At 56.3% G+C, this 2,305-nt stretch carries 4 protein-coding genes; 2 read left to right on the forward strand and 2 right to left on the reverse strand.

Annotated features, from left to right (window positions below; all coding sequences use genetic code 11):
- Positions 1-297, reverse strand: coding sequence for a hypothetical protein (locus tag D3D02_RS17865; protein ID WP_121571296.1), 297 nt, complete (start codon positions 295-297; stop codon positions 1-3).
- A gap of 321 nt (positions 298-618) precedes the next feature.
- Positions 619-960, reverse strand: coding sequence for a helix-turn-helix domain-containing protein (locus D3D02_RS17875; protein ID WP_121571298.1), 342 nt, complete (start codon positions 958-960; stop codon positions 619-621).
- A gap of 553 nt (positions 961-1,513) precedes the next feature.
- On the opposite strand from D3D02_RS17875, the gene D3D02_RS21295 reads away from it, so the two are divergent.
- A complete protein-coding gene (locus D3D02_RS21295) occupies positions 1,514-2,017 on the forward strand; it encodes a CPBP family intramembrane glutamic endopeptidase (RefSeq protein WP_233560700.1) in 504 nt (167 codons plus the stop codon).
- Between the two features lie 22 nt (positions 2,018-2,039).
- Positions 2,040-2,305, forward strand: a 266-nt coding sequence (locus D3D02_RS17885) for a helix-turn-helix domain-containing protein (protein WP_147435690.1), incomplete at its 3' end; no start/stop codon positions are given.

The following is a 2,305-nucleotide window of genomic DNA, read 5'->3' on the forward strand; positions in this document are numbered from 1 at the left end:
CTATGCAAAAAGAATTGCGTACAGTACGACACAGAGACCGATTACTGTCACGAGGCCCCGTACAAGTAAGACAACGCCATTCCCCGCGCCAGCGATGTCCGTAAGCAACACCGCCACGAAAACAACAGTTGTCAACAGACCGATCCCGAGAGCAAGCGCCCGCATCTTTGTGGAACCGTTCCGACGATATCCGCGATACGCAAGCGCAGCGACAAACAGTCCAACGATAGCAGTCACACCGCGCGCAACTAAACCCACTGTGAGCAGTTCGGTCACCAGCAGACTGTCTATTATCACTGCATCCCACCCCTGTACACGGTCCACAGGATCGTCCCAAGGCCGAGCAACTCACACCCGCTGACAAGCACTGAACGACCGACGTTCCCGATGTTAGTAGCTGTTGGCAGCCCAACCCGAAGGACTTCGGGAACGGTTATCAGGAAGATGAGACCGACTGCAAGCCAAAGCATCCCTCGGTGAGCCGGTCCGCGACGATATCCACGAAGCAGAACCACAGCGATTGTCAGCGACAGCACTACTGAGACAATAGAGAGAACGAGTACGCCAAGTGCTATCGAGGGATTAGCCCCTGTCGTATTCAATTGTGCTTGGAGCATTTTAGGACAACCCCTCGAATAGATCCGTGAACCGATCGGCAGGGTCGGTTCTCGACCGCGTCACCTCTACCTTGTAGGCCCCATCAGCGAATGCGATGGTGACAGCCTCGACTGTCGCCACGTACCGCTTATAGTGGTGGCCATCGGGGTCAATTTCTTGCTTCTCAGTCACGAGATCAACCTCCTGCAACCGATTGAGACGGCGATATGCCGTCGCATCGGACATCTCACAGGCCGTACAGAGTTCATCGACTGACATCGGTTCTATCGTGAGGTGCGCGAGGATCGCCCGGGCGTACTCGTCATCGAGTAACCCCAAGACAGCATCCTCGTCCTCGTTCATATCTATGCCAGGCCCGGGCACCAGTAAAAAAACCCGTCACAGCTTCTGACCCGGAAGCTGTGCTTGGGGGGCTACTTGTACTGGTCCCCTTCTCCCGTATATGTCGTTACAATCGACGATTGCTCGTATCCTCACGCCCTCCCTTCGTGAGAGGATCCTGCAACTCCTCTGGCCGGTCTGGAATACTGATCACCACCGACTCCGTGCACCGCTACGCGCGCTACTACCGGTGGTGCTGACATTTCTTCTTCTTGCATTCCTCCAGACTGCGATCCAAGCGAGATTCGCCCATCCAGTACGAGAACTCCTCGAATTGACTGCGATCGCGGGGGTTCTTACTGGCGCAGTCATTCTCAGTGCACGCGTTATCGATCGGCGGCCCGTGAGCGGATTCGGTCTCTCGTCCGATCGAGAATGGTGGCACTCGGTTGCTGTCGGTGGGCTCGTCGCCACAGCAATCAACGCAGGTGCACTCGGTGTGTGCCTCGCTACCGGCTGGGCCACGTTCGATGGTGTACTGCACGGGTCCGGCGAACTACCGTTCGTGCCCGCGATGGTGATCGTGTTCGTGTATATCGCCTTCGCAGCTACTTGGGAAGAATTCATTATCCGCGGTGCGATGCTGACGAACCTTGCCGAGGGAGCGACCGGATTCGTCCCCCGGTGGATAGCTATTGGACTCGCAGTCACGATCAGTACACTCGTGTTCGCGTTTCTACACGGCGCGAAAGTAACACATGTGAGCCAGTACGGGTACTACCTGATAGCTGGACTCATACTGAGTGGCGTATACGTTCTGACCGGGGAACTCGCTCTCAGTATCGGCTTTCACGTGTTCTATAATTTCACACAAAGCGCGATATTCGGACTCGGACATTCACAGCAGACCCCGGAACTCCTCGCTGTCGACATCGTCGGCCCATCGCGGTGGGTTGGAGAGGAAGGACTCGTCTTCGTCGGATTCGCCATCCTCGGCGGCCTGTTGCTACTCGCGTATATTCGTTGGCGTGATGGACCACTCGAACTCAACGACCGCATTACCACGTACAACACCTGATAACTCACCTCAACCAGAACTTATGCCAACTGCATTCCCCTACCATACCCCCGTCGACCACACGCCGCGTGGACGACTTAGTGTCGTCGTTAGCAACGAACAACCGACTGACGTGCTCCAAACAGTTTCCTCGGAGACAGCACAGCAGATACTAGCGGCGCTTGACGACAACCCGGCGCCGGCCTCAGACATCGCAGAGGCTGCCGACACTTCCGTGCAGAATGCTAGGTACCACCTTGAGCACCTCTGCGAAGCCGACCTTGTTGAAACAGTAGACACGTGGTACTC

Source organism: Halobellus sp. Atlit-38R (assembly GCF_003665925.1).
Taxonomy (GTDB): Archaea; Halobacteriota; Halobacteria; order Halobacteriales; family Haloferacaceae; genus Haloquadratum; species Haloquadratum inordinatus.

Coding starts and splice junctions, on each gene's coding strand:
- D3D02_RS17875 (WP_121571298.1), bottom strand. CDS start 960: ATGAACGAGGACGAGGATGCTGTCTTGGGGTTACTCGATGACGAGTAC.
- D3D02_RS21295 (WP_233560700.1), top strand. CDS start 1,514: ATGGTGATCGTGTTCGTGTATATCGCCTTCGCAGCTACTTGGGAAGAA.